The following is a 1,953-nucleotide window of genomic DNA, read 5'->3' as shown; positions in this document are numbered from 1 at the left end:
GGCAGGCCGCGCAGCGCGGGATGGTCCGGCTCGCCGATGACGAACGCCCCGCAGACCACGACGGTCCGCTCGCCCGTCCCGCCGAGCGTCAACCGTGGCTCGGGGGAGCGGACGGCCACGTCGTAGCCCGACACAGCCACGGTGGACGGCGCCGAGCGCAGCAGGTGGGAGTCACCGCGGGGCAGGATCACGACATCGCCGGCGGTCAGCCCGCGGACCGTGCCGTCCCGCAGCACCAGCTCGCACCGGCCCTCGGCGATGATGTGCACGCCGCGCAGGCCGGCCCGGTCGAAGTCCACGCTGAACGGGCTGCCGAGCTCCAGCCACCGGTACGCGGCGCTGGAGAACCGCAGCTCCCGCAGCACCGAACTGAGCAGATCCATCGGCCCGGCCCCTCCAGACGAACACTGTGGTCCGGCGGACTCCCACCCATGGATTGTCCGGCAAGCGGCTCCTAGCGTCGAGCCATGACCACCACCACCGAGGAAGAACCGGCCCTGCGGGGCATCACCGGACTCGACCGGATCACCCAGGTGAAACTGCCGGTCACCGACCTGGCCCGTAGCGTCGCCTGGTACTGCCGGCTGCTCGACCTGCGACTGTTCTCCGAGTTCGTGGAGGACGGCGTGCTGCGCGGGGCCAGGCTGATCGACCCGCGGGAGCGCTTCTGCATCGCGCTGCGGGACCGGACCGTCTGCGCCGGCACACCGAGCCTGGACGGCTTCGACGTGTTCGCGTTCACCCCGGCCTCGCGGGCGGTCCTCGACGAGATCATCGCCCGGTGCGAGCGGTACGGCATCCGCCACGCCGAGCCGTACGACACCCCGGCGGGCACCATCCTGGACGTACCCGATCCGGACGGCACGGTGCTGCGCTTCTACCACTTCACCGCCGGCACCACCGGTTTCACCGGGATCGAGTCCCGCGACGGGGCGATCGTCGGCTCCTACTCCCGGCCCCGGCTGCCGGCCGGCTGACAGCCGCCGGCCCGCCGTCTCCCTGGGGGAGCGGCGGGCACGAGACGTCGGCTAGCTCGCGACCGGCAGTTCGGCGTCCTTGGTCGGCATCACGTCCAGCGGGGTGACCAGCCGGCGGTCGGCCCCGACCACCCGCAGCGGGCCGGTCAGCCGGACCGTGCCCCGGCACGGCAGGTCCTCGGCGGACGTGCCGACCATGACCTCGATGTCGCCCGGCTCCACGATGCGCCGCAGGTCGCGGCCCGTGAACGCGGTCCGGTCGGCGTGCACCTGGAAGCGGACCAGGGCGTCGGTGTGCGGCTCCAGCGACACCCGGGCGAAGCCGGTGAGCTGCTTGACCGGCCGGGTCACCTGGGCCACCGTGTCGTGCAGGTAGAGCTGGACGACCTCTTCGCCGGTGCGCTCGCCGGTGTTGCAGACCCGGACCGTCACGGTGAACTCCCCGTCGGTGGGCACCTCGCTCGCGCTGATCCGCAGGTCGTCCAGCTCGAAGGTGGTGTACGACGAGCCGTACCCGAACGGGAACAGCGGTGTCGGGTCGAGGTTGCTGATGTTGGTCCGGTCGGCGCCGAGCGGCGGCTGCAGGTAGGTGCCGGGCTGGCCGCCCGGGTGCCGGGGGATCTGCACCGGCAGCTTGCCGCCGGGCTGGATCCGGCCACTGAGGATGCCGGCGATGGCCCCGCCCGCCTCCTGGCCCGGCATGAACGCCTGCACCAGGCCGGCGGCGCGACCGTGCACGTCGCCCAGCGCGTACGGGCGGCCGGAGACCACGACCACGACCACCGGCGTACCGGTCTCCAGCAGCTCGGCCAGCAGGTCGGCCTGCACGCCCGGCAGGCGCAGGTCCTCGGCGTCGCAGCCCTCGCCCGACGAGCCGTTGCCGAACAGGCCGGCGAGGTCTCCGACGACGGCCACGCACAGGTCCGAGTCGCGGGCGGTGGCGACGGCGGCGGCGAAGCCGGAGCGGTCGGTGCCC

3 protein-coding genes are annotated in these 1,953 nt (G+C 73.4%); 1 reads left to right on the top strand and 2 read right to left on the bottom strand.

Going from position 1 to position 1,953, the window contains the following annotated elements; all coding sequences use genetic code 11:
- A partial coding sequence (locus AB0C29_RS45970) for a cupin domain-containing protein (protein ID WP_360834340.1) occupies nucleotides 1-383 on the bottom strand: 383 nt, incomplete at its 3' end.
- Nucleotides 384-467: 84 nt separating this feature from the next.
- On the opposite strand from AB0C29_RS45970, the gene AB0C29_RS45965 reads away from it, so the two are divergent.
- Complete coding sequence (locus AB0C29_RS45965) at nucleotides 468-977, top strand: VOC family protein (protein WP_360834338.1); 510 nt, start codon at nucleotides 468-470, stop codon at nucleotides 975-977.
- A 51-nt stretch (nucleotides 978-1,028) separates the two neighbouring features.
- On the opposite strand, the gene AB0C29_RS45960 is transcribed toward AB0C29_RS45965, so the two are convergent.
- Nucleotides 1,029-1,953, bottom strand: a 925-nt coding sequence (locus AB0C29_RS45960; protein ID WP_360834336.1) for a glycoside hydrolase family 3 C-terminal domain-containing protein, incomplete at its 5' end; no start/stop codon positions are given.

The sequence above is a fragment of the Actinoplanes sp. NPDC048791 genome (assembly GCF_040650095.1).
Taxonomy (GTDB): domain Bacteria; phylum Actinomycetota; class Actinomycetes; order Mycobacteriales; family Micromonosporaceae; genus Actinoplanes.
This window is presented reverse-complemented; position numbering and strand designations above follow the sequence as displayed.